The 21,848-nt window shown below is 72.5% G+C and carries 15 protein-coding genes and 2 pseudogenes; 6 read left to right on the top strand and 11 right to left on the bottom strand.

The features are described 5' to 3' along the window. Positions 1 to 2: 2 nt before the first annotated feature. The 7 genes from GSY65_RS12060 to hrcA form a co-directional block, all read right to left on the bottom strand. Complete coding sequence (locus GSY65_RS12060) at positions 3 to 356, bottom strand: histidine triad nucleotide-binding protein (RefSeq protein WP_159767337.1); 354 nt, start codon at positions 354 to 356, stop codon at positions 3 to 5. Between the two features lie 249 nt (positions 357 to 605). Further along, positions 606 to 3,776, bottom strand: coding sequence for a S41 family peptidase (locus GSY65_RS12065; protein WP_236580200.1), 3,171 nt, complete (start codon positions 3,774 to 3,776; stop codon positions 606 to 608). Positions 3,777 to 4,027: 251 nt separating this feature from the next. Further along, complete coding sequence (locus tag GSY65_RS12070; RefSeq protein WP_443043210.1) at positions 4,028 to 4,624, bottom strand: hypothetical protein; 597 nt, start codon at positions 4,622 to 4,624, stop codon at positions 4,028 to 4,030. A gap of 344 nt (positions 4,625 to 4,968) precedes the next feature. Further along, positions 4,969 to 5,718 (bottom strand): 16S rRNA (uracil(1498)-N(3))-methyltransferase, encoded by a 750-nt coding sequence (locus tag GSY65_RS12075; RefSeq protein WP_159767338.1) that lies wholly within the window; start codon positions 5,716 to 5,718, stop codon positions 4,969 to 4,971. Next, a complete protein-coding gene (locus GSY65_RS12080; RefSeq protein WP_159767339.1) occupies positions 5,715 to 6,881 on the bottom strand; it encodes a nitronate monooxygenase in 1,167 nt (388 codons plus the stop codon). The genes GSY65_RS12075 and GSY65_RS12080 overlap by 4 nt, the downstream gene beginning before the upstream one ends. 235 nt (positions 6,882 to 7,116) lie before the next feature. Beyond that, positions 7,117 to 8,253: a molecular chaperone DnaJ gene (gene dnaJ / locus GSY65_RS12085; protein ID WP_055543006.1), complete on the bottom strand. Its 1,137-nt coding sequence runs from the start codon at positions 8,251 to 8,253 to the stop codon at positions 7,117 to 7,119. Then, on the bottom strand, positions 8,254 to 9,270 hold the full coding sequence (hrcA, locus tag GSY65_RS12090; RefSeq protein ID WP_159767340.1) for a heat-inducible transcriptional repressor HrcA: 1,017 nt from the start codon (positions 9,268 to 9,270) through the stop codon (positions 8,254 to 8,256). It lies immediately after the preceding gene. Positions 9,271 to 9,665: 395 nt separating this feature from the next. On the opposite strand from hrcA, the gene GSY65_RS12095 reads away from it, so the two are divergent. Together GSY65_RS12095 and GSY65_RS12100 are read left to right on the top strand one after the other, a co-directional pair. After that, a complete protein-coding gene (locus GSY65_RS12095) occupies positions 9,666 to 10,403 on the top strand; it encodes an MBL fold metallo-hydrolase (RefSeq protein ID WP_159767341.1) in 738 nt (245 codons plus the stop codon). Positions 10,404 to 10,445: 42 nt separating this feature from the next. Beyond that, entirely contained in the window at positions 10,446 to 11,255 is an 810-nt protein-coding gene (locus GSY65_RS12100; protein ID WP_159767342.1) for a DUF3097 domain-containing protein, read from the top strand. A gap of 87 nt (positions 11,256 to 11,342) precedes the next feature. Here the strand turns inward: GSY65_RS12100 and hemW are convergent, their stop codons facing one another. Further along, positions 11,343 to 12,575, bottom strand: coding sequence for a radical SAM family heme chaperone HemW (hemW, locus tag GSY65_RS12105; protein WP_159767343.1), 1,233 nt, complete (start codon positions 12,573 to 12,575; stop codon positions 11,343 to 11,345). A gap of 149 nt (positions 12,576 to 12,724) precedes the next feature. Then, positions 12,725 to 15,328, bottom strand: coding sequence for a SpoIIE family protein phosphatase (locus GSY65_RS33725; RefSeq protein WP_443043211.1), 2,604 nt, complete (start codon positions 15,326 to 15,328; stop codon positions 12,725 to 12,727). A 217-nt stretch (positions 15,329 to 15,545) separates the two neighbouring features. Between GSY65_RS33725 and GSY65_RS12125 the strand changes: the two are divergent. The 3 genes and pseudogenes from GSY65_RS12125 to GSY65_RS12135 form a co-directional block, all read left to right on the top strand. After that, positions 15,546 to 16,316: pseudogene (locus tag GSY65_RS12125) on the top strand (HAMP domain-containing protein); the annotation flags it as partial. A 77-nt stretch (positions 16,317 to 16,393) separates the two neighbouring features. Beyond that, a pseudogene (locus GSY65_RS12130) lies at positions 16,394 to 16,618 on the top strand (hypothetical protein); the annotation flags it as partial. Next, positions 16,615 to 17,187: a response regulator gene (locus GSY65_RS12135; RefSeq protein ID WP_159767345.1), complete on the top strand. Its 573-nt coding sequence runs from the start codon at positions 16,615 to 16,617 to the stop codon at positions 17,185 to 17,187. The pseudogene GSY65_RS12130 and the gene GSY65_RS12135, both read left to right, overlap by 4 nt. A gap of 5 nt (positions 17,188 to 17,192) precedes the next feature. Here GSY65_RS12135 and GSY65_RS12140 read toward each other — a convergent pair whose 3' ends face one another. Further along, the gene (locus GSY65_RS12140) at positions 17,193 to 19,070 is read right to left on the bottom strand and encodes an AMP-dependent synthetase/ligase (RefSeq protein WP_159767346.1); all 1,878 of its coding nucleotides are present in this window, start codon (positions 19,068 to 19,070) and stop codon (positions 17,193 to 17,195) included. Positions 19,071 to 19,373: 303 nt separating this feature from the next. Next, on the bottom strand, positions 19,374 to 21,242 hold the full coding sequence (lepA, locus tag GSY65_RS12145; RefSeq protein ID WP_159767347.1) for a translation elongation factor 4: 1,869 nt from the start codon (positions 21,240 to 21,242) through the stop codon (positions 19,374 to 19,376). A gap of 278 nt (positions 21,243 to 21,520) precedes the next feature. Between lepA and rpsT the strand changes: the two genes are divergently transcribed. Continuing rightward, positions 21,521 to 21,787 (top strand): 30S ribosomal protein S20, encoded by a 267-nt coding sequence (gene rpsT / locus GSY65_RS12150; protein ID WP_129309226.1) that lies wholly within the window; start codon positions 21,521 to 21,523, stop codon positions 21,785 to 21,787. Positions 21,788 to 21,848 lie beyond the last annotated feature (61 nt).

Here is a 21,848-nt window from a genome sequence, read left to right on the forward strand (position 1 = left end):
CGTCACCCGGGGGGCCACTGGAGGCCACGGCCGCCGATGACGTGCGCGTGGGCGTGCCAGACGGTCTGGCCGGCGCCGCCGCCGGTGTTGAAGACGACGCGGTAGCTGTCCAGCTTGTCCTCGTCCGCGACGGCCTGGGTCTCGCGCAGGACGTCCGCGGCGAGCGCGGGGGCCGCGGTGGCGAGCGAGGCGGCGTCCGGATAGTGCGCCTTCGGGATCACCAGGACGTGCGTCGGCGCCTGCGGGTTGATGTCCCGGAACGCGACGGTCGTCTCCGACTCCCTCACGATCGTCGCCGGTACGTGCCCCGCCACGATCTTGCAGAACAGACAGTCGTCCTGCGGCTCCCCTGCCATACGTCGCCTCCGCTCCGCCACTGTGATCACTACGCGCGCCATCGTAGCGACCGGGGTGCGGCGTCGCTGCGCAAACAGGAGTGCGGGTGCGGGTGGGTGGGGGTTGTCCGCGTCCCTGAAGGGCCGGGCCCGCGGCCCGCCCTTCACCGGAAGAGCACGGGGCCGCGGGCCCCCGCTTCTCCAGGGGCGCGGACAACCGCGCGAGAAACCACACGCCACCCGCGCCCGCCGCACCACATGTACCCCCGGCTATGAGGCGCCCGGCTCCTGACGCGGCAGCGCGGGCGCCGTCTTCGCCGGGGTCTCCTCCAGCCCCGCCAACGCGATCCGGATCGCCTCGTCCAGCTGCGGATCACGTCCGGCCGCATGGTCCTGCGGGGTCTGCACGACCTCGACGTCCGGATCGACGCCGTGGTTCTCGACGCCCCACCCGTACCCCTCCAGCCAGAACGCGTACTTCGGCTGGGTCACCAGCGTCCCGTCGACGAGCCGGTAGCGGCTGTCGATCCCGACGACCCCGCCCCAGGTCCGCGTCCCGACGACCGGCCCGATCCCGAGCGCCTTGATCGCCGCGTTCACGATGTCCCCGTCGGACCCGGAGAACTCGTTGGCGACGGCGACGACGGGGCCGCGGGGCGCGTCGTCGGGGTAGCTGATCGGCCGCATCCCGCGCGGCAGGTCCCAGCCCACGATCCGCCGCGCCAGTTTCTCCACGACGAGCTGCGAGGTGTGTCCGCCCCGGTTCTCCCGGACGTCCACGACGAGACCCTCCCGCGCCACCTCGACCCGCAGGTCCCGGTGGAGCTGCGCCCAGCCGGACCCGACCATGTCGGGCACGTGCAGATAGCCGAGCCGTCCGCCGGACTTCTCGTGGACGTACGCCCGCCGGTCCGCCACCCACGCGTGGTACCGCAGCGGCTCCTCGTCCGCGAGGGGCACCACCACGGCGTGGCGGGGGTCGCCGCCGCCGGAGGGCAGGACGGTCAGTTCGACCGGCTTGCCCGCGGTGCCGACGAGCAGCGGTCCGGGCCCGGCCACGGGGTCGACGGGCTGTCCGCCGACGGCGACGATCGCGTCCCCGGCCCGGACGGCTACGCCGGGCGCGGCGAGCGGCGCGTGCGCGTCGGGGTCGGACGTCTCGGAGGGCAGGACGCGGTCGATGCGCCAGGTCCCGTCCTCGTGCCGGGAGATGTCCGCGCCGAGGAGACCCTGCCGCCGGTCCGCGAAGCCGCCGCCGCCGCGCGGGGTGACGTAGGCGTGCGACGTGCCCAGTTCGCCCTGCACCTCCCACAGCAGGTCGACGAGGTCGTCGTGGGTGGCGACCCGGTCGAGGACGGGCCGGTAGCGGTCGAGGACGGCCTGCCAGTCGACGCCGCCGAGGTCGGGGTGCCAGAAGTTGTCCCGCATGAGGCGGCCGGTCTCGTCGAACATCTGCCGCCACTCGGCGGCCGGGTCGACGGTCTGCCGCACCCGGCCGAGGTCGACGGTGATGTTGCTGTCGCTGTCGTCGTCGCCCGAGGCCCGCCGGTCGCTGGGGACGACCTTGAGTTTGCCGTCGGTCCACAGCAGGACCCGCTTGCCGTCGCCGCTGACGGCGTAGTGCTCGGCGTCGGAGGCGAGGTACTCCAGGCGCCGCTGGGCGAGGTCGTACCGCTCCAGGGACGTCTTCGGGTCGGGGTCGTCGGGGGTGGCCCGCGCATGGCCGAGGACACCGGTGACGGGGTGGCGCAGCCACAGCACGCCGTCCTTGGCGGCGCGGAGCGTGGAGTAGCGGGCGGCCTCGACGGGGAACGGCACGATCCGGTCGGCGAGCCCTTCGAGGTCGATACGGGTGACGGGGGCGCCCTCGCTGTCCGGGGTCTCCTCCTTGTCGGACGCCTCGAACGGCCGGCCGTGGCGCTGCGGCCCGAACGGCGACGGCGTGGTCGCGGCGAGCGTGATGAGGTGCGGGCGGGCGCCGCTGACGAAGTGCAGGTCGAAGACGTGTTCGTCGTAGACGGGGTCGAAGGCGCGCGCGGAGAGGAAGGCCAGGTGCTTGCCGTCGAGGGTGAACGCCGGGGAGAAGTCCTGGAAGCGCAGCGGGGTGGCCTCGGTGACGGACAGGTCGGCGGTGTTGGCGAGCTTGAGCTGGCGCAGGGGGCGTGCGCCGGGGTGCGACCAGGCGAGCCAGCCCGAGTCGGGCGAGAAGACGAGCCCGGTCACCTCGCCGTCCTCGCTGCGGTCGACCTCCCTGACCTCGCCCGTCTCCCGTTCGACGAGCAGGACCCGCCCGTCGTGTGCGGCGACGGCGACCCGGCTGCCGTCGGGGGCCACGGCGAGCCCGAGGACCCGGCCCAGCTGTCCGGCGGCGAGCCGGCGTGGGGTCGTGCCCGGTGCGGCACCGGTGGCGGGGGCGAACTCCAGGGCGTCGTCGCCCTCCGCGTCCGTCACCCACACCACCCATTCCTCGCCCTCCACGCGGAAGGCGTGCGGCAGCCGGGCCCGCACCCCGTGCTCGGCGGCGAGCGCCCGGGCGGGGCCGGAGCGGTGGGTGACCCAGTGGACGGCACCGCGGACGGCGACCGCGCTGCCCCGGGCGGTGTGGTCGGGTGAGGCGGAGCCGAACCAGCGGGAGGCGTTCACCTGGTACGGCTGGAGGTCGACGCGCTGGCCGCCCAGCCGGACGTCGATCCTGCGCGGCTCGGCCCCGTCGAGGTCGTCGAGCAGCCACAGTTCACCGGCGGACGCGTACACGACCCGGGTGCCGTCGGTGGCCGCGTGCCGGGCGTAGAAGCCTCCCCCGTCCGGGGTGTGGCGCCGCAGGTCGGAGCCGTCCGCGAGCGAGGAGTACAGCGCGCCGACGCCCTCGTGGTCGGAGAGGAACGCGATCCGGTCGCCCACCCACAGGGGGTACTCCAGGTTCCCGTCGAGGTCGGCGTGGAGCCGGACGAACTCGCCGTCGCCGTCGCGGTCGATCCACAGCTTGCCCGCGGTGCCGCCCCGGTACCGCTTCCACCAGGCGGCCTCGCGGCCCATCGGCGCGGACAGCAGCACGGTGGCCGGGCCGTACGCGACGTGGCCGACCGGTCCGTACGGCAGTGTCGTGGCGGGTCCGCCGTCCAGCGGTACCGCCCGCGCCCAGCTCTGCCGCAGGCTGGCCTGTCCCTGGGTGCTGAGGGCGAGGACCTGCCCGTCGGGGGTCCAGCCGCGCACCTGGGTGCGCCAACTGCCCCAGTGGGTCAGGCGCTTGGCGGGACCGCCGTCGACGGGCGCGACATGCACCTCGGGGGCGCCGTCCCGGGTGGAGGTCCACGCGACGAGCGTGCCGTCCGGGGAGATGCGCGGGTGGTTGACGGGCGTGTTGTCCGCGCTGACCCGCCACGCACGACCGCCGTCGAGAGGGGCGACCCAGACGTCGTCCTCGGCGGTGAAGGTGACCAAGTCGCCGTGCAGGTGCGGGAATCGGAAATACGCCGATGGGACGGAAGCGGCAGACTGGGCGTCCGGGACGGACGGGGCGGACTGGACGGCTCGCCCAGCCTGGGCGGCCTGAGCTGCCTGTACGGACGGTGTGGACGGTGCGGTCTGAGTCACCCGGTCACTGTAAGCAGCGCACGGGCGTCTGGGGAGACGTTCGGATCATGTCGCCCCCCACACACCGCACATGCCCCCTTCGCGCCCCGGGCCCCCGGCTACTTCCCCTCCGGCCAGCACTGCGGGTCCCTCTGGCACCAGACGGTCTGGGTGACCGTGACCGTCGCGGTGGGGCCGGGCTGTCCGGGCCCGTCCGGTGTTCCGGGGGTGGGGTCGGGCGCGTTGCAGTTGCCGAGCACGTCGACGTGGAACCGCTGCTTGCCGTCGACCTTGGCGGTCAGGTCACCGCGGACGCACTTGCCGTCGACCTCCTTGGTCACCTTCCCGGTGATCGTGATGTCCCGGCCCTTCTTGTCCTCGCCCTCGCAGTTCACGTCCGCCACGGTGTCGACGGAGGCGGAGGCGGAGGACGAGGCGGACTTCTTCCTGTCGCCGCCGTCACCGCCGTTGTCACCCTTGTCGCCCCGGTCTCCGCCGCCGTACGAGGCCGTGCAGGTGAGCCACTGGACGTCGACGCCGTGCCGCTCCAGTTCCCTGGTCCCCATCTGGTCCGTGGTGAAGGCGACCGCGCCGGTGTTGATCCCACCCCCCTCGCAGGCCACGAGCGTGACGACCGCCACGACGCCGAGTCCGGCCCGCGCCCACAGCCGACGCGCACCGGACCGATTCACCCGTACTCGTCCCGAAACCCCCATGGACGCCACCCTCCCACCACGGGTCCCGACCCGGAAAGACCACAAGCGGCCATGGTTCCGCTCCGCTCATCCCCGGTGTTCCCCGAGGGGCCGCGGTTATCCGTCCGTCGCGCCCAGGAACGCGGGAGCGGGGGCGCGTTGGCGGGTGCGGGTGGTGTGTGTGGTCGCGCGCGCCCACGCGGCGGAGCCACAGGTGTCACGCCGAAAGGCACGGGGCGCAGCCCCGGTCGCTCGTCAGGGGCGCGGGGAACCGGGCGGGAAACCAGGACGCACCCGCACCCGCACCCGCACCCGCACCCGCACCCACGGACGCACCGCGCACCCCCGCGCCACAAGGCGCCCGGTCACCCCCAACGCCCCGTACGCGTCAGCAGCAACGCCCCTGCCGCCGTCCCCGCGGTGGACGTCCGCAGAACGCTCGGCCCCAGCCGGTACGCCTGCGCCCCGGCCTGCGCGAACAGCGCCAACTCCTCCGGGGACACGCCGCCTTCGGGGCCCACGACCAGCACGATCTCCCCGGCGGTGGGGAGTTCGGCCGAGGCCAGCGCGGCGTCACCGCTCTCGTGCAGGACACCCGCGAAGTCCGCTGCCGCGAGCAGCTCGGCGACCTGCTTGCCGGTGGCCAGTTCCCCGACCTCGGGGAACCGGACGCGCCGTGACTGCTTGCCCGCCTCCCGCGCGGTCGCCCGCCACTTCGCGAGGGCCTTGAGCCCGCGCTCGCCCTTCCACTGGGTGATGCACCGCGACGCCGCCCACGGCACGATCGCGTCGATCCCGACCTCGGTCATGGTCTCGACGGCCAGCTCGCCCCGGTCCCCCTTCGGCAACGCCTGCACGACGGTGATCCGGGGCCGGGCGGCGGGCTCCTCGTGGACGGACTCCAGGTCCATCACGACGAGCCGGTCCTTGCCCTCGGCCGCCTTGACGATCCCCTCGGCCCAGTGCCCGCGGCCGTCGGTGAGGACGACGTCCTCGCCGGGCCGCAGCCGCTTCACGGAGACGGCGTGCCGCCCCTCGGGTCCGTCGAGGACGAACTCGCCACCGCTGCCGGGGGGCAGTTCCAGCGACTCGACGACGAAGACGGGAGCGGTCATCGGCCCTCACCGCCCGCCGCGTCCCCGGTGCCGTCCGCGTCGGCACCGGACGGGGACGCCGGCGCGGAGGCGGAGCCCGGTCCGGTGGTCCCGATCCCGGCGGAGACGACCGCGGCCTGTGCCTGCGCGATCTCGGCGGCCAGGGCCGCGACCAGTTCCCCGGCGGGCAGTTCCCGCGCCATCCGGTGCCCCTGCCCGGCCCACAGGGCCATGCCCTGCGCGTCCCCGGCCTTGGCGGCGGCCTTGCGCAGCGGCGACGTCAGGTGGTGGACCTCGGGGTAGGCGACGGGCGCGTAGGGGCCGTGCTCGCGCATGAAGCGGTTGACCAGGCCCCGGGCCGGGCGCCCGGAGAAGGCGCGGGTCAGCTCCGTACGGACGAACAGGGGGTCGGTCAGGGCCCGCTTGTGCACGGCGGCGGCACCGGACTCGGGCGTGGCGAGGAACGCGGTACCGAGCTGGGCGGCGCTCGCGCCCGCGGTGAGGAGGGCGGCGATCTGGCCGCCGCGCATGATCCCGCCGGCCGCGACGACCGGCAGCGCCACGGCCTCCCGGACCTGGGCGACGAGGGCGAGCAGTCCGATGCCGGCGCAGTCCCGCTCGGGGTCGTCCCGGTGGGTGCCCTGGTGGCCGCCGGCCTCGACGCCCTGCACGATCACGGCGTGGGCGCCCGACCGCTCGACGGCCTGCGCCTCCTCGGCGGAGGTCGCGGTGACGAGGGTCAGGGTGCCCTTGCGGGCGAGGGACTCGATGACCTCGGGGGTCGGGCAGCCGAAGTGGAAGGAGACGACCGGGACCGGGTCGTCGAGGAGGACGGCGAGCTTGGCCTCGTAGCCGTCGTCCCGCCCGCTGTCGGGGTCGCCCAGGTCCGTCTCGTACCAGGAGGCCTCGCCGGCCAGCTGTTCCGCGTACACCTCGACGGCGGCGGGCTCCGAGTACTCGGGCTGCGGCATGAACAGGTTCACGCCGAACGGGCGCGAGGTGAGCGCCCGGAGCGCGTTGATCTCCTGGTACATCCCGTCGGCCGTCTTGTACCCGGCGGCCAGGAAACCCAGGCCCCCGGCCTCGGACACGGCGGCGGCCAGTGCGGGGACGGAGACACCGCCCGCCATCGGGGCCTGCACGATCGGGAGGGGAAAGAGATCGGTCAGTGCGGAGGAGGACATGGCCGCATGGTGTCACGCCGCCGAAGCGGGTCCGAATCGGGTGGGGCCGCGAGCGGGTGGGCCGATCGGGTGCGCGGGGGGCCGGGGATCAGGTGCGGGCGCGCGGCGGAGCCGCATCGGTCACCGCCCCGCCCCCGAAGGGACGGGGGGGGGAACCACGCGGGCGACCACGTCACCCGCACCTGCACCCGCAGCGGCGGCCGCGGCCACACGAACAGCAGTCAGCCGCCAGCCGTCAGCGCCCGTTGAACGCGTCCTTCAGCCGCGAGAACAACCCCTGCTGGCCCGGCTGGAACTGCCCCGTCGGCCGCTCCTCCCCCCGCAGTGCGGCGAGCTGCCGCAGCAGCTGCTCCTGCTCGGGGTCGAGCTTCGTCGGGGTCTGCACCTCGACGTGGACGATGAGGTCGCCACGGCCCCCGCCGCGCAGGTGCGTGACGCCGCGCCCGTGCAGCGGGATCGACTGGCCGGACTGGGTGCCGGGCCGGATGTCGACCTCCTCCAGACCGTCGAGCGTCTCCAGCGGCACCTTCGTGCCGAGCGCCGCCGCGGTCATGGGGATCGTCACCGTGCAGTGGAGGTCGTCGCCGCGCCGCTGGAACGTCGGGTGCGGCAGCTCGTGGATCTCGACGTACAGGTCGCCGGCGGGACCGCCGCCGGGACCGACCTCGCCCTCACCGGCGAGCTGGATGCGCGTGCCGTTGTCGACGCCGGCCGGGATCTTCACCGTCAGCGTCCGCCGCGACCGCACCCGGCCGTCGCCCGCGCACTCGGGGCACGGGTTCGGGACGATCGTGCCGAAGCCCTGGCACTGCGGGCAGGGCCGCGAGGTCATGACCTGGCCCAGGAAGGACCGCGTGACCTGGGAGACCTCACCGCGACCGCGGCACATGTCACAGGTCTGCGCGCTCGTACCGGGGGCCGCGCCCTCGCCGCTGCAGGTGCCGCACACGACGGCCGTGTCGACCTGGATGTCCTTAGTCGTGCCGAAAGCGGCCTCGTCGAGGTCGACCTCCAGCCGGATCATCGCGTCCTGGCCGCGGCGGGTGCGCGAGCGGGGGCCGCGCTGGGACGCCGTACCGAAGAAGGCGTCCATGATGTCCGAGAAGTTCCCGAAGCCGCCCGCGCCGAAGCCGCCCGCGCCTCCGCCTCCCGACTGGGACAGCGGGTCGCCGCCGAGGTCGTAGACCTGCTTCTTCTGCGGGTCCGAGAGAACCTCGTACGCCGCGTTGATCTCCTTGAACCGCTCCTGCGTCTTCGGATCGGGGTTGACGTCCGGGTGCAGCTCGCGAGCGAGCCTGCGGAACGCCTTCTTGATCTCGTCCTGGGACGCGTCGCGGCGCACGCCGAGTACGGCGTAGTAGTCCGTGGCCACTTAGGACTCCGCCAGGATCTGTCCGACGTACCGTGCCACCGCTCGTACCGCTCCCATCGTTCCCGGATAGTCCATGCGCGTAGGTCCGACCACGCCCAGTTTCGCGACTGCCTCGCCGCCCGAACCGTAGCCGACCGAGACGACGGACGTGGAGTTGAGTCCCTCATACGCGTTCTCGTGGCCGATGCGGACGGTCATGCCCGAATCCCCCGCCTCCCCCAGCAACTTGAGGAGGACGACCTGTTCCTCAAGGGCTTCGAGGACGGGCCGGATGGTGAGGGGGAAGTCATGTCCGAAGCGGGTCAGATTGGCGGTGCCGCCGATCATCAGCCGCTCCTCGTTCTCCTCGACCAGGGTCTCCAGCAGACTGGAGAGCACCGTCGAGACCGTACCCCGGTCCTCGACGTCGAACGCCTCCGGCAGGTCCTCCACCAGCCGGGGCACGTCGGTGAACCGGCGGCCCGCGACCCGGCTGTTCAGCCGGGCGCGCAGGTCCGCGAGAGACGTTTCTCCGAACGGAGCCGGGCAGTCGACCATCCGCTGCTCCACCCGGCCGGTGTCCGTGATCAGCACGAGCATCAGCCTGGCCGGAGCCAGCGACAGCAGTTCCACATGGCGCACCGTCGAACGGGTGAGCGACGGGTACTGCACGACGGCGACCTGCCGGGTCAGCTGGGCGAGCAGGCGCACGGTCCGCGCGACCACGTCGTCCAGGTCGACGGCGCCGTCCAGGAAGTTCTGGATGGCGCGCCGCTCGGGCGCGGTCATCGGCTTGACGCCGGCCAGCTTGTCGACGAACAGCCGGTACCCCTTGTCGGTGGGGATGCGGCCCGCACTGGTGTGCGGCTGGGCGATGTAGCCCTCGTCCTCCAGCGCCGCCATGTCGTTGCGGACGGTCGCCGGGGACACGCCGAGGTTGTGCCGCTCGGTCAGGGCCTTCGACCCCACCGGCTCCTCGGTGCCCACATAGTCCTGGACGATGGCGCGCAGCACCTGGAGCCTGCGTTCACTGAGCATTCGCGCACACCTCCAGCTCGTCTCCCGCGCGATCCCCCTGGCACTCACCGCAGGCGAGTGCCAACACTCCCCGCCCAGTGTACGGCGGTGGGGTACGCCCCCGGCAAGGGCGGTCCCGCGATGTCGTGCCGAGGTGTACCGACCTGTCCGGCGATGTCGCACCGCTTCCTACCGGCGGGTACCGGCGCGGCAGGTGGCCGCAGGTGGCCGCAGGTGGCCGCAGGGGCCCGACGGAGGGTGACGGGGGACACAGGGGCACCGGGGGCCTTACGGGATCTCGGACACCGCGGGCGCCAAGGAGATCCATCGGGAAGGGCCCTGGGGCGCGTTTCGAAAGGAGCGTCGTCTGCCCGAGGAGCAGACGGGACTCTCGAAGCACGCCCTAGGGTCGGGCCATGACGGTGACGTGGGAAGAGTGCGGGTGGGAGGGTGTGGCGCCGCGGGTCGGGCGGTGCCGCCTCCCCGGCTGGGACTGCACGGTCGGGCTGGTGGCCGGGGACGGTGCGGCCCTGATGATCGACGCGGGGTCGAGCCTGCGGGAGGGCGCGCGGTTGCGAGGTCAGGCGCACGCGCTGCTCGACGGCTCCCGTGTGACACATCTCGCGCTCACCCACTCGCACTTCGACCATGTCTTCGGGGCGTCCGCCTTCGCCGGGGCGGAAGTCTTCGGCGCGGTGGGCCTGGACGCCGTCCTGACCGCCGGGCGGGACGGGCTGCGCGCCGACGCGGTCCGCCACGGGCTCCCCGCCGAGGACGCCGCCGAGGCCGCCGACCTGCTCGTACGACCCCGGCACCAGGTCTCCGGCGAGTGGACCCTGGATCTGGGCGGCGGTCTGCGGGTGCTGCTGGCGAACGTGGGCCCCGGTCACACGCCGCACGATCTGGTGGTCCTCGTGCCCGGCTCGTCCACCGCCCCCGAGGTCGTCTTCTGCGGGGACCTGGTGGAGGAGTCCGGCGACCCCCAGGCCGGCCCGGACGCCGTGCCGTCCCGCTGGCCGGCCGCCCTGGACCGGCTCCTGGAGCTGGGCGGTGAGGACGCGCTGTACGTGCCGGGGCACGGGGCGGTGGTCGACGCGGCGTTCGTCCGGGCCCAGCGCGACGCGCTCGCGCACCGCTTCGGCGTGTCGGGGTGAGCGGCGGCCGTTCCGGGCGCGGGTTCTCCTATCGTCATCCGAATGCGCCAGTACTCTCCGGATCTGACCCCGCCGTGGAAGAAGCCCCAGCCGGTTCCCGAGGTCCCGGCCGATCCTGGTCTGGTGGTCGAGGAGGCCGACACCGGTTTCTGCGGTGCGGTGATCCGCTGCGAGGCGGGCACGGTCACCCTGGAGGACCGCTTCGGCAAGCACCGGGTGTTCCCGCTGGAGCCGCGGGGGTTCCTGCTGGAGGGACGGGTGGTGACGCTGGTGCGCCCCTCGTCCGCCGGCCCGCCGCGTCCGACCCGTACGGCGTCCGGCTCGGTCGCCGTTCCCGGCGCCCGCGCGCGGGTGGCCCGTGCCGGCCGCATCTATGTGGAGGGCCGCCACGACGCCGAGCTGGTCGAGCGGGTCTGGGGCGACGACCTGCGGATCGAGGGCGTGGTGGTGGAGTACCTGGAGGGCGTCGACGACCTCCCGGCGATCGTCGCGGACTTCGCCCCCGGCCCCGACGCCCGGCTGGGCGTCCTGGTCGACCACCTGGTCCCCGGCAGCAAGGAGTCCCGCATCGCCGCGTCCGTGACCGGGGAACACGCCCTCGTCGTGGGCCACCCGTACATCGACGTCTGGGAGGCGGTCAAGCCGTCGTCCGTGGGCATCGCGGCGTGGCCGCGGGTGCCGCGCGGCCAGGACTGGAAGACCGGGGTGTGCCGGGCGCTGGGATGGCCGGAAAACACCGGTGCGGCGTGGCAGCGGATCCTGGGGAGCGTGCGGTCCTACAAGGATCTGGAGCCTGCGTTGCTGGGCCGCGTGGAGGAACTGATCGACTTCGTCACGGCCGGCGAGGGGTAGCCTACCGGTCCCGGCGGTCCAGGGGTTCCCAGGACGGCCGGGCGGTCCCGGGGCCCGGCGGGGGTCCGGGGGCCGGCCTCCCGCCGGTCAGTCCACGAGGTCGCGGACGACTGCGTCGGCGAGGAGACGGCCCCGCAGGGTCAGTACCGCGTGCCCGTCGTCGTACGGCTCCCGCGCCAGCAGCCCGTCCGTGAGCGCGCGCTGCGCGGCCGCGCGCCCGGCCTCCCGCAGCAGGTCCAGCGGCACGCCCTCGCGCAGCCTCAGCTCCAGCAGGATCCGCTCCACCCGGCGGTCCTCGTCCGACAGCAGCTCCCGGCCCGCGCCGGGCGAGCGCCCCGCCGCCAGCGCGCCCGCGTACGCCCCGGGATGCTTGACGTTCCACCAGCGGACGCCGCCGACGTGGCTGTGCGCGCCCGGTCCCGCGCCCCACCAGTCGGCGCCCCGCCAGTACAGCTCGTTGTGAAGGCACCGGCCCGCCTCGGAGGTCGCCCAGTTGGAGACCTCGTACCAGTCGAAGCCCGCGGCCGAGAGCATCTCCTCGGCGATCAGATAGCGGTCGGCGTGCACGTCGTCGTCCGTCATCGGCACCTCGCCCCGCCGGATCCGCCGCGCGAGCCGGGTGCCCTCCTCCACGATCAGCGCGTACGCCGAGACGTGGTCCGGCCCGGCGCCGAGCGCCGCGTCCAGGGAGGCCCGCCAGTCGTCGTCGGACTCGCCGGGCGTGCCGTAGATCAGGTCGAGGTTGACGTGCTCGAACCCGGCCGCGCGCGCCTCGGCGACACACGCCTCGGGGCGCCCCGGTGTGTGCGTCCGGTCGAGGATCCGCAGCACGTGCTGCCGGGCGCTCTGCATGCCGAAGGAGATCCGGTTGAAGCCGCCTGCCCGCAGGGCCGCCAGGTACGCGGGGTCCACGGACTCCGGGTTCGCCTCCGTCGTCACCTCGGCGTCGTCCGCGAGTCCGAACTCGTCCCGGATCGCCCCGAGCATCCGTACGAGGTCGGCGGCGGCCAGCAGCGTGGGCGTACCGCCGCCGACGAAGACCGTGCGGACGGGCCGCGGGTCGTCGCCGAGGACCTTGCGGGCGAGGCGGATCTCGTCGACGACGGTGTCCGCGTAGTTGTCACGGGACGCGAGCGCACCGCCGGTGCCGCGCAGCTCGGTGGCGGTGTAGGTGTTGAAGTCGCAGTACCCGCAGCGGGTCGCGCAGTACGGGACGTGCAGATAGAACCCGAGGGGCCGCTCGGCCGCCCCGGCCAGGGCGTGCGCGGGCAGCGCCCCGTCGTCGGGAACGGGCTCGCCGTCGGGAAGTGCGGAAGGCATGCGTTCCATTGTCCAGCACCGGCCCGCGGTCCCGGACGGCCGTCGCCTGCTGACCGCCGTCGCCTGCTGACGGCCGTGCGCTCCGCACCGCCGTCCGGCTCCGTACGTCTGTCATCGGTGGGCGGTCCGCTCCCGGTGTCCGCGCGCGGCTACTCCGCCTGAAGGACCAGCAGCGCCAGGTCGTCCTCCGGGGCGCCCTGCCCGAACTCGTGCACGAGCCGGCGTATCCGTTCGGCGATCAGCTGGGCGTTGAGCCCGGCGCAGCCGGCCAGCGCGCTCGCCAGGCCGTCGCCGTCGTCGAACATGACGGAGCCGCTGCGCCGCTCGGTCACCCCGTCGGTCACGCTCAGCAGCGTGTCGCCGGGGCGCAGCTCGAACGTCTCGGAGACGTACTCCGCGTCCTCGATCACCCCGAGCAGGGTCTGCGGCTGGGCCACGACCCGTACACCGCCGTCGGGGCCGAGGAGCAGCGGCAGCGGATGCCCGGCGGAGGCGAGGGTGCAGCGGACACCGCCGTCGAACGGGACGAGTTCGCCGTACAGGAGGGAGAGGAAACGGGTCTGGGACACCTCGGGGTCGACGAGGCCGGGATCGCCCGCCGTGACCAGGGCCCGCGCGGCGGCGTCGGCCGTCTCGGTGGCGTCGTCGAGGAGGAGCTGGTTGAGGCGGTCGAGCACGTCGGCGACGCCGTAGCCCTCGCGGGCGAGCAGCCGGAGCCAGGGCCGGGCCAGGCCGATGACGACGGCGGCCTCGGGGCCCTTGCCCTGGACGTCGCCGAGGGCGAAGCACCAGCGCCCCCGGCCCGCCGGGAACAGGTCGTAGAAGTCGCCGCTGGGCCCGCCCTTGTCGCGCGGCTCGTACACGAGGGCGCTGGTGACACCGGGGATCTCGGCGACCGCGCCCGGGAGCAGCCCGCGCTGCAGGATACGGCTGATGGTGGCCTGGCGGGCGTACTGCCGGGCCGCCCCGATCGCCAGCGCTATGCGGCGGCTGAGGTCCTCCACTAGCCCGGTCACCTCGTCGGGGAAGCGGAGCAGCCCGGCGCGGCCGATCACGAGCGTGCCGAGGGGCCGCCCACCGGCGATCAACCGGTACGCGAGCGCCGCCCCGCCCTCCGGACCGGCTCCGGGTGCCGCGTCGCGCCGACCCCCGGACGGCGCCCCCGACCCACCGGCCCGCCGCGGCGCGGGAGCCGCCCCGGCCACCGCCGCGCTCTCGGGCGCGCCCGTGCTTCCTGGTGCACCCGCACTTCCCGGAGCGCCCGAACTTCCCACTGTCTCCGAGAGAGTGAGCGTGCCCGGCAGGGCCCTGCGGACCTCGTGGGGACCTCGGAACCCTCCAGCCGTGCCGTCGCCGGTCCCGTCCGCCGAGGTGGCCGGACTCCCCGAGGTGCCCGTGGCCCCGGTACCCCCCGTGCCGCCCATCCGTGGCCACGGCACCGGAACCGCTCGCGACCGCACCGACTCGGGGAGCCTCGGCGGGTCCTGCTCCAGGGCCCTGCGGAGGTCCTCGATGCGGTTCTCGCTGCCGTGCCAGACCCGGGCGAGCCGGGGCGCGGGGCCGGTCGAGCCGTCGGAGCCGCGCCAGCCGAGAGTCTCGTCCTCCAGCCACACCGCGCACCAGTCGGCCAGGCGGGGCACCAGGAGCTGTCCGGCGAGCGCGGCGACGAGGTCCTCGTCGAGCTGTCCGGCGAGCAGGTCCGACGCCTCCGCGAGGAACGAGAGGGCGCCCCGGTTCAGCCACTCCGGGTCCCCCTCCACCGAACGCCGGGGAACCGGCGCGATGAGATCGGCAGGCTCTTGGACGACCGGGCCGGTCGAGCCGATGTGGTCCTCGGGGTCCTGGAAGCCGACGGAGCCGCCAGGGTTCACCGGGTTCACCAGGCCGACCGGGCCAACCGTCTCCGGGCCGTCGCCCACCCCCTCGGGTTCACGTCCCTGCCCCCGCTCGCCCTCGGGCCCGAGCCCGACCTCACCGGCGTGCCCCCGCGCGTCCCCGCCCCCAGGCCCGGCGGGGTAGGCCTCGGCGCCCGCGTCCTGCCGCTCCACGACACCGGCGTACGCCCCGGCGCCATGGCCCTCAGGACCGGCGTACGCCCCCGTCCCCAACCCGTCGCTCGTCCCCAACCCCCCGCTCGTCTCCCCGAATCCGCGGACACCCCCGAGCCCTGCAGCTCCCCCGACCCCGACTCCCGCGACGCCCCCGACTCCGCCAAGGCCCTGCCCGCCCGCGGCCCCCTGGATTCCATCGCCCCCCTCATCCCCCTCGTCCACCGCCAGCGCCCCCTCCACCGACAGCCGGGCCCAGACGGTCTTCGTGCCGGTCCGGTAGGTGATGCCCCACGCCTCGGAGACCGCCGCGACGAGGCGCAGACCCCGGCCGTACTCGGCGGCCCCGTAAAGACGTTCGACGAGGTACGGGCGGGCGGGGCCCTCGTCGCGTACCGCGCGGGAGGGATGGTGGTCGGAGACCTCGACGACGAGCCAGCCCGCGGCGGTGCGGTCGTCGCGGTCGTGGCGGCACAGCACTTCGACGTCGGTACCGGCGTGGACGACCGCGTTGGTGACCAGTTCGCTGACCACGACGAGCGCGTCCTCGACGAGCCGGCCGCCGAACGCCGCGGTGCCCGGGAGTTCGTGATCCGCCCACTCCTGGAGCACGTTGCCGACGAAGCGCCGGGCGGCTCCGGGCGCGAGCGGCCCTCCCGGCAGCGACAACCGCGCCACCGTGCACAGGCCGGCTCCGGCGCGCACGGAACCGGCATAAGCGGCTCCGGCGTGCCCCTCCGGGGCGCTCCCGTCGTCCGGGTGCGCGGGCGCGTCAGGAGAACCTGGCACGGTCTCCCGTTGCGTCGGTATGGCCCCCACTGAGCGGCTCCCTGAGAAGTTCGGACGATTGGGCCTCAGGCTGCAGGGAAAGGGTGACAGACTGGCCACACTCATAAGCGCCGAGTCACCGAAGTGGGCAACCATGAGTGAGAAAAGTGCTACGCGGGCGCTCGAAGACGGTCAAAAAGACAGCGGAACGGACGCGTTGATCCGGGTGTCCGACCTGCGCGCGCTCACCGCCGCCATGACGGCGGCGCGCGACGGCACCTTCGTCAAGACCCCGGAGACGGGTCCCGCACCGGCGGCGGAACGGTGCGCCCTCTTCAACCGGATCACCGACCGCAGCATCCACGTCGGCGGCGAAGTGCAGCGCGTCAAGCGGGAGTCGGTGCGGCACGGCAGGCTGGACGAGCGGCTCTCCGCCGACCCCGGCCAGGGCGCGTGGGCGACCCGCGTCGGCGACGTGAACCAGACGCTCGACGCACTGGTCGCCCCCGCGGCGAACGCCACCCGGGTGCTGGACGCGGTGGCCTGCGGTGACCTGACCCAGCGCGTCGACCTGCACGACGGCATCCGGCGACTACGGGGCGATTCACGTCGTTCGGGCCGCGTGGTGAACCAGATGGTGGACCAACTGCCGCTGTTCACCTGTGAGCTGACCCGGGTGGCCCCCGAGGCCGGCTCGGAGGGGCAGCTCGGCGGGCAGGCCCGGGTCGAGGGCGTGTACGGCACCTGGAAGCGTCAGACGACGAACGTGAGCGAACTCGCACCGAACCCGACCACGCAGGCCCTCGCCATCGCCGAGGTGGCCTCGGCGATGGCCCAGGGCGCCATGTCCCGCTCGATCACGGTGGAGGCGCGCGGCGAGGTCGCCGAGCTGAAGGACAACATCAACCCGATGGTGGCCAACCTCCGCGAGACAACCCGCGCGATGGACTGGCTGGAGTCCAGCCTCGCCCGCCTGGCCGCCCTGATGCAGCGCCACCGCGACGTCGCACGCCCCGCTGGGCCGGTCTGCCCAACGTCGCGCTGACCGCGAAGGCGATGCCCCGCGACCGCGAGAAGTCCATCGCCCGGGGAGCCGACGACTGCGTACCCAGGCCGGTGGACCTCGACCAACTGCTCACCGTGGTGTGCGCCGTCCTGGACCCGGAGGGCGTCGAGCCGTCGCCCGAGAAAAAACACACCGAAGAGAACGAGGCACCCTCACCATGACCACTCAGGACCGGGCCGACGGATGCGCGGGCATCCTCCTCGTCGACGACATGGAGGACAACCTGATCGCGCTGGAGGCCGTCCTGGCGTCGCTCAACGAGCCGCTGGTACGGGCCCGTTCCGGGGAGGAGGCCATGAAGGCCCTGCTCCGGCAGCGCTTCGCCGTCGTCCTCCTCGACATCCGCATGCCCGGTATGGACGGCTTCGAGACGGCGGCCAACCTCAAGCGCATCGACCAGACCAAGGACGTCCCGATCATCTTCCTCACCGGCACGGACGCCGAGATGGGCTACGCCTTCCGCGGGTACGCCACCGGCGCCGCCGACTACCTGACCAAGCCCTTCGACCCCTGGGTCCTGCGCGCGAAGGTCAGCGTCTTCCTGGAGATGCACCGCAAGACCCGCGAACTGGAGGCACTGCGGGCACGGCGGAAGGAGCAGGCGGAACAGGTCCTGTCCCGGCTGGGCGCGCTGGAGAAGCAGCTGTCCGAGGAGCCCCCGGACCTGGCGGAGGCCCGCGCACAGGTCCAGGAACTCCGTTCCCTGGTGACCGGGGACCCGGACAGCTGACCTCGCTACTTCTCCCGGGTTCCCGCGTACATCTCGTCGATGAGGTGCTGGTACTCCTTCTCCACCACCGGCCGCTTCAGCTTCAGGCTCGGCGTCAGTTCACCGTGCTCGACGTCCAGGTCCCGCGGCAGCAGCCGGAACTTCTTGACGGTCTGCCACCGCTGCAACCCCTGGTTGAGCCGGGTGACGTACCCCTCGATCAGCTCCACCGTGGCCGGGGCCGCGATGATCTGCTCGTACGACTTGCCCTCCAGGCCGTTCTCCTTGGCCCAGCCGAGGAGGGCCGCCTCGTCGAGGGCGACGAGGGCCGTGCAGAAGTTGCGGTCGGCGCCGATGACCATGACGTTGGACGTGAAGGGGCACAGCGCCTTGAACTGGCCCTCGATCTCGGTCGGGGCGATGTACTTGCCGCCGGAGGTCTTGAAGAGGTCCTTCTTGCGGTCGGTGATCCGCAGGTAGCCGTCGGGCGACAGCTCGCCGATGTCTCCGGTGTGGAACCAGCCGTCCGGCTCGAGGACCTCGGCGGTCTTCTCCGGCAGCCCGTGGTAGCCCTGCATGATGCCGGGGCCGCGCAGCAGGATCTCGCCGTCGTCGGCGATGCGCACCTCGCAGCCGGGCAGCGGCTTGCCGACCGTGCCGGTGCGGAACGCCTCGCCGGGGTTCAGGAACGACGCCGCGGAGGACTCGGTCAGGCCGTAGCCCTCCAGGATGGGGATGCCCGCGCCGGCGAAGAAGAAGCCGATCTCGGGTGCCAGGGCCACCGAGCCGGAGATGCAGGCGCGCAGCCGCCCGCCGAACGCCTCGCGCAGCTTCTTGTAGACCAGCGCGTCGGCGACCTTGTGCTTGGCCTCCAGCCCGAACGGCACGGACGCGGTGCCGGTGCGGCGGAAGTTGTCCTGGCTGACCTTGGCGTACTCGCGGGCGACCTCGGACGCCCACTGGAAGATCTTGTACTTGGCGGCGCCGCCCGCGCGGGCCTTCGCGGCGACACCGTTGTAGACCTTCTCGAAGATGCGCGGGACCGCGGCCATGTACGTCGGACGCACGACCGGCAGATTCTCGATGATCTTGTCGACGCGGCCGTCGACGGCGGTGACGTGCCCGACCTCGATGTGCCCGGAGAGCAGCACCTTGCCCATGACGTGCGCGAGCGGCAGCCACAGGTACTGCACGTCCTCCGGGCTGAGCAGGCCGGTCGCGGCGATGGCCTTGCCCATGTACGCCCAGTTGTCGTGCGGCAGGCGCACGCCCTTGGGGCGGCCGGTGGTGCCCGAGGTGTAGATGAGGGTGGCGAGCTGGTCCTTGGTGATCGCGCCGACCTTCTCCTTGATCAGGTCGGGCTTCTTCTCCAGGTACGCCGTCCCGCGCTTCTCCAGATCGGCGAGCGAGAGGATCCAGTCCTCCGAGAGGTCGGCGCCCTCGGGGTCGATGACGATCACATGGGTCAGCTCGGGCAGCTCGGCCTTCTTCTCCCGGGCCTTCTCCAACTGCTCGGCGTTCTCCGCGATGAGGATCTTGCTGGCGGAGTCGGACAGGATGTACGCCGATTCCTCGGCGTTGGTCGACGGGTAGATCGTGGTGTTGGCGGCACCGGCGCACATGATGCCGAGGTCGCACAGGATCCACTCGATCCTGGTGGCGGAGGACAGCGCGATGCGCTCCTCGGGCCGAACCCCCAGCTCGACCAGCCCGGCGGCGATGGCGTCGACCCGCGCGGCGGCCTCCGCCCAGGTCAGCGGCTTCCAGTCCGAAGGTCCCTGGCCCGAGGCGGGCGGCACCGGGTAGCGGAACGCCTCCGCGTCCGGCGTGGCCGCCACACGCTCCAGGAAGAGGGCCGCCATGGACGGCGGTCGGTTCTCGATCAGGGTCTGTGTGTCGCTCACGACATCCTCCGGGGCCCGCGACAGTGCGGCAGGGTCAGCATGGACTGGGCGGCTGGCTCAAAGCGGCTGTTGTTTAACTCGCGAGTAACCATCGAGTGGTGATCAGGGTAGAGCGAGGTTGGCTGGTTCGTAAGGGGCGGCGGGCCGTCACTTTCCATCGAGAACGACCGTACGAGCACGCGGCCACCGCACCCCGAAGACATGCGGGCCCGCCGCGCCGAAACGCGACGGGCCCGCATCCTGCCCAAGTTTCCGGGGGTAACAACGGCTACCGCCGGCACCTGCGGGGATTCCCCCAGGTGGCTACTTCTTGCCCTTGGCGCCGCCGGCGCTGTCGTCACTGGACAGCACGGCGATGAAGGCCTCCTGCGGAACCTCCACAGAGCCCACCATCTTCATCCGCTTCTTGCCCTCCTTCTGCTTCTCCAGCAGCTTCCGCTTCCGGGAGATGTCACCGCCGTAGCACTTGGCGAGGACGTCCTTGCGGATGGCGCGGATGGTCTCGCGGGCGATCACCCGGGAGCCGATGGCGGCCTGGACCGGCACCTCGAACGCCTGCCGCGGGATCAGCTCCTTCAGCTTGGCGACGAGCCGGACCCCGTACGCGTACGCCTGGTCCTTGTGCGTGATCGCGGAGAACGCGTCCACCTTGTCGCCGTGCAGCAGGATGTCGACCTTGACGAGGCTGGACGTCTGCTCGCCGGTGGGCTCGTAGTCGAGGGAGGCGTAGCCGCGGGTCTTGGACTTCAGCTGGTCGAAGAAGTCGAAGACGATCTCGGCGAGCGGCAGGGTGTACCGGATCTCGACACGGTCCTCGGAGAGGTAGTCCATGCCGAGCAGGACACCGCGCCGGGTCTGGCACAGCTCCATGATCGAGCCGATGAACTCGGACGGGGCGAGGATCGTGGCGCGCACGACGGGCTCGTACACCTCCGAGATCTTGCCCTCGGGGAACTCGCTCGGGTTGGTGACCGTGTGCTCGCTGCCGTCCTCCATGACGACGCGGTAGACCACGTTCGGGGCGGTGGCGATCAGGTCGAGGCCGAACTCGCGCTCCAGCCGTTCACGGATCACGTCGAGGTGCAGCAGCCCGAGGAAGCCGACGCGGAAGCCGAAGCCGAGCGCGGCGGACGTCTCCGGCTCGTAGACGAGCGCGGCGTCGTTGAGCTGGAGCTTGTCGAGGGCCTCGCGCAGCTCGGGGTAGTCGGACCCGTCCAGCGGGTACAGCCCGGAGAAGACCATGGGCTTGGGGTCCTTGTAACCGCCGAGCGCCTCGGTGGCGCCCTTCTGCTGGCTGGTGACGGTGTCACCGACCTTGGACTGGCGGACGTCCTTCACACCGGTGATGAGGTAGCCCACCTCTCCGACGCCGAGGCCGTCGGCCCCCAGCATCTCGGGCGAGTTCGTACCGATCTCCAGCAGCTCGTGGGTCGCGCCCGTCGACATCATCCTGATGCGCTCGCGCTTGTTGAGCTGGCCGTCGATGACACGGACATACGTGACCACGCCCCGGTACGAGTCGTAGACCGAGTCGAAGATCATCGCGCGCGCCGGGGCGTCCTTGACGCCGACCGGGGCGGGGACCTCGGCGACGACCCTGTCGAGCAGCGCGTCGACCCCGACACCGGTCTTGGCGGAGACCCGCAGCACGTCGTCGGGGTCGCAGCCGACGAGGTTCGCCAGCTCCTCGGCGAACTTCTCCGGCTGGGCGGCCGGGAGGTCGATCTTGTTGAGCACCGGGATGATCGTGAGGTCGTTCTCCATCGCCAGGTACAGGTTGGCGAGGGTCTGCGCCTCGATGCCCTGCGCGGCGTCCACGAGGAGGACGGTCCCCTCGCAGGCGGCCAGCGACCGTGACACCTCATAGGTGAAGTCGACGTGCCCGGGGGTGTCGATCATGTTGAGGATGTGCGTGTTGCCCGGATCGCCGGTCGGCGCCCACGGCAGACGCACCGCCTGGGACTTGATCGTGATGCCGCGCTCACGCTCGATGTCCATGCGGTCGAGGTACTGAGCACGCATCTGCCGCTGCTCGACCACACCGGTCAGCTGGAGCATCCGGTCGGCGAGCGTGGACTTGCCGTGGTCGATGTGCGCGATGATGCAGAAATTGCGGATCAGAGCCGGGTCGGTACGGCTCGGCTCGGGCACATGGCTAGGGATCGCGGGCACGCAGGGTCCTGATTCTTGAGGCGTCCGCAGCCGTCTGCGGTCTCGGGTCGGATCTAGCGGGTCTGTACGAACGGGGTCTACCGGGTCTGTACGTAGGCTCCATGGTCCCACGGGCGCGGGGCTGGGGCGGGTTTGGGCCACTCGCGGAGCCACTGGTAGCCTGGGTGGCTGTGTCTCATGCCCTCTCTGCAGGAGGCACATCCCAAAGAAAACCAAAGGTGCCCGGGGCCCGCATGCCCTGCATGTCCTCGGTCGCCAGTAGCTGAAAAGGCTCATTCGTGGCGAACATCAAGTCCCAGATCAAGCGGAACAAGACCAACGAGAAGGCGCGCCTTCGCAACAAGGCCGTCAAGTCGTCGCTCAAGACCGCGATCCGCAAGGCCCGTGAGGCCGCTGCCGCGGGTGACGTCGAGAAGGCCACCGAGTACCAGCGCGCTGCCGCGCGTCAGCTCGACAAGGCCGTCTCGAAGGGCGTCATCCACAAGAACCAGGCCGCCAACAAGAAGTCGGCGCTTGCTTCCAAGGTCGCCACCCTCAAGGGCTGAGCTTCACCTTTGATCTGACCGCCGGACGGATTCGCAGCGGGCCCTCTCTCATCCGCTCCCG

The organism is Streptomyces sp. HM190 (assembly GCF_009857135.1).
Classification (GTDB): Bacteria; Actinomycetota; Actinomycetes; order Streptomycetales; family Streptomycetaceae; genus Streptomyces; species Streptomyces heilongjiangensis.

What these genes read in the sequence shown, in the direction of transcription:
- GSY65_RS12060 (WP_159767337.1), bottom strand. Translation starts at nt 356, where the DNA reads ATGGCAGGGGAGCCGCAGGACGACTGTCTGTTCTGCAAGATCGTGGCG.
- GSY65_RS12070 (WP_443043210.1), bottom strand. Translation starts at nt 4,624, where the DNA reads ATGGGGGTTTCGGGACGAGTACGGGTGAATCGGTCCGGTGCGCGTCGG.
- GSY65_RS12075 (WP_159767338.1), bottom strand. Translation starts at nt 5,718, where the DNA reads ATGACCGCTCCCGTCTTCGTCGTCGAGTCGCTGGAACTGCCCCCCGGC.
- GSY65_RS12080 (WP_159767339.1), bottom strand. Translation starts at nt 6,881, where the DNA reads ATGTCCTCCTCCGCACTGACCGATCTCTTTCCCCTCCCGATCGTGCAG.
- hrcA (WP_159767340.1), bottom strand. Translation starts at nt 9,270, where the DNA reads ATGCTCAGTGAACGCAGGCTCCAGGTGCTGCGCGCCATCGTCCAGGAC.
- GSY65_RS12095 (WP_159767341.1), top strand. Translation starts at nt 9,666, where the DNA reads ATGACGGTGACGTGGGAAGAGTGCGGGTGGGAGGGTGTGGCGCCGCGG.
- GSY65_RS12100 (WP_159767342.1), top strand. Translation starts at nt 10,446, where the DNA reads ATGCGCCAGTACTCTCCGGATCTGACCCCGCCGTGGAAGAAGCCCCAG.
- hemW (WP_159767343.1), bottom strand. Translation starts at nt 12,575, where the DNA reads ATGCCTTCCGCACTTCCCGACGGCGAGCCCGTTCCCGACGACGGGGCG.
- GSY65_RS12135 (WP_159767345.1), top strand. Translation starts at nt 16,615, where the DNA reads ATGACCACTCAGGACCGGGCCGACGGATGCGCGGGCATCCTCCTCGTC.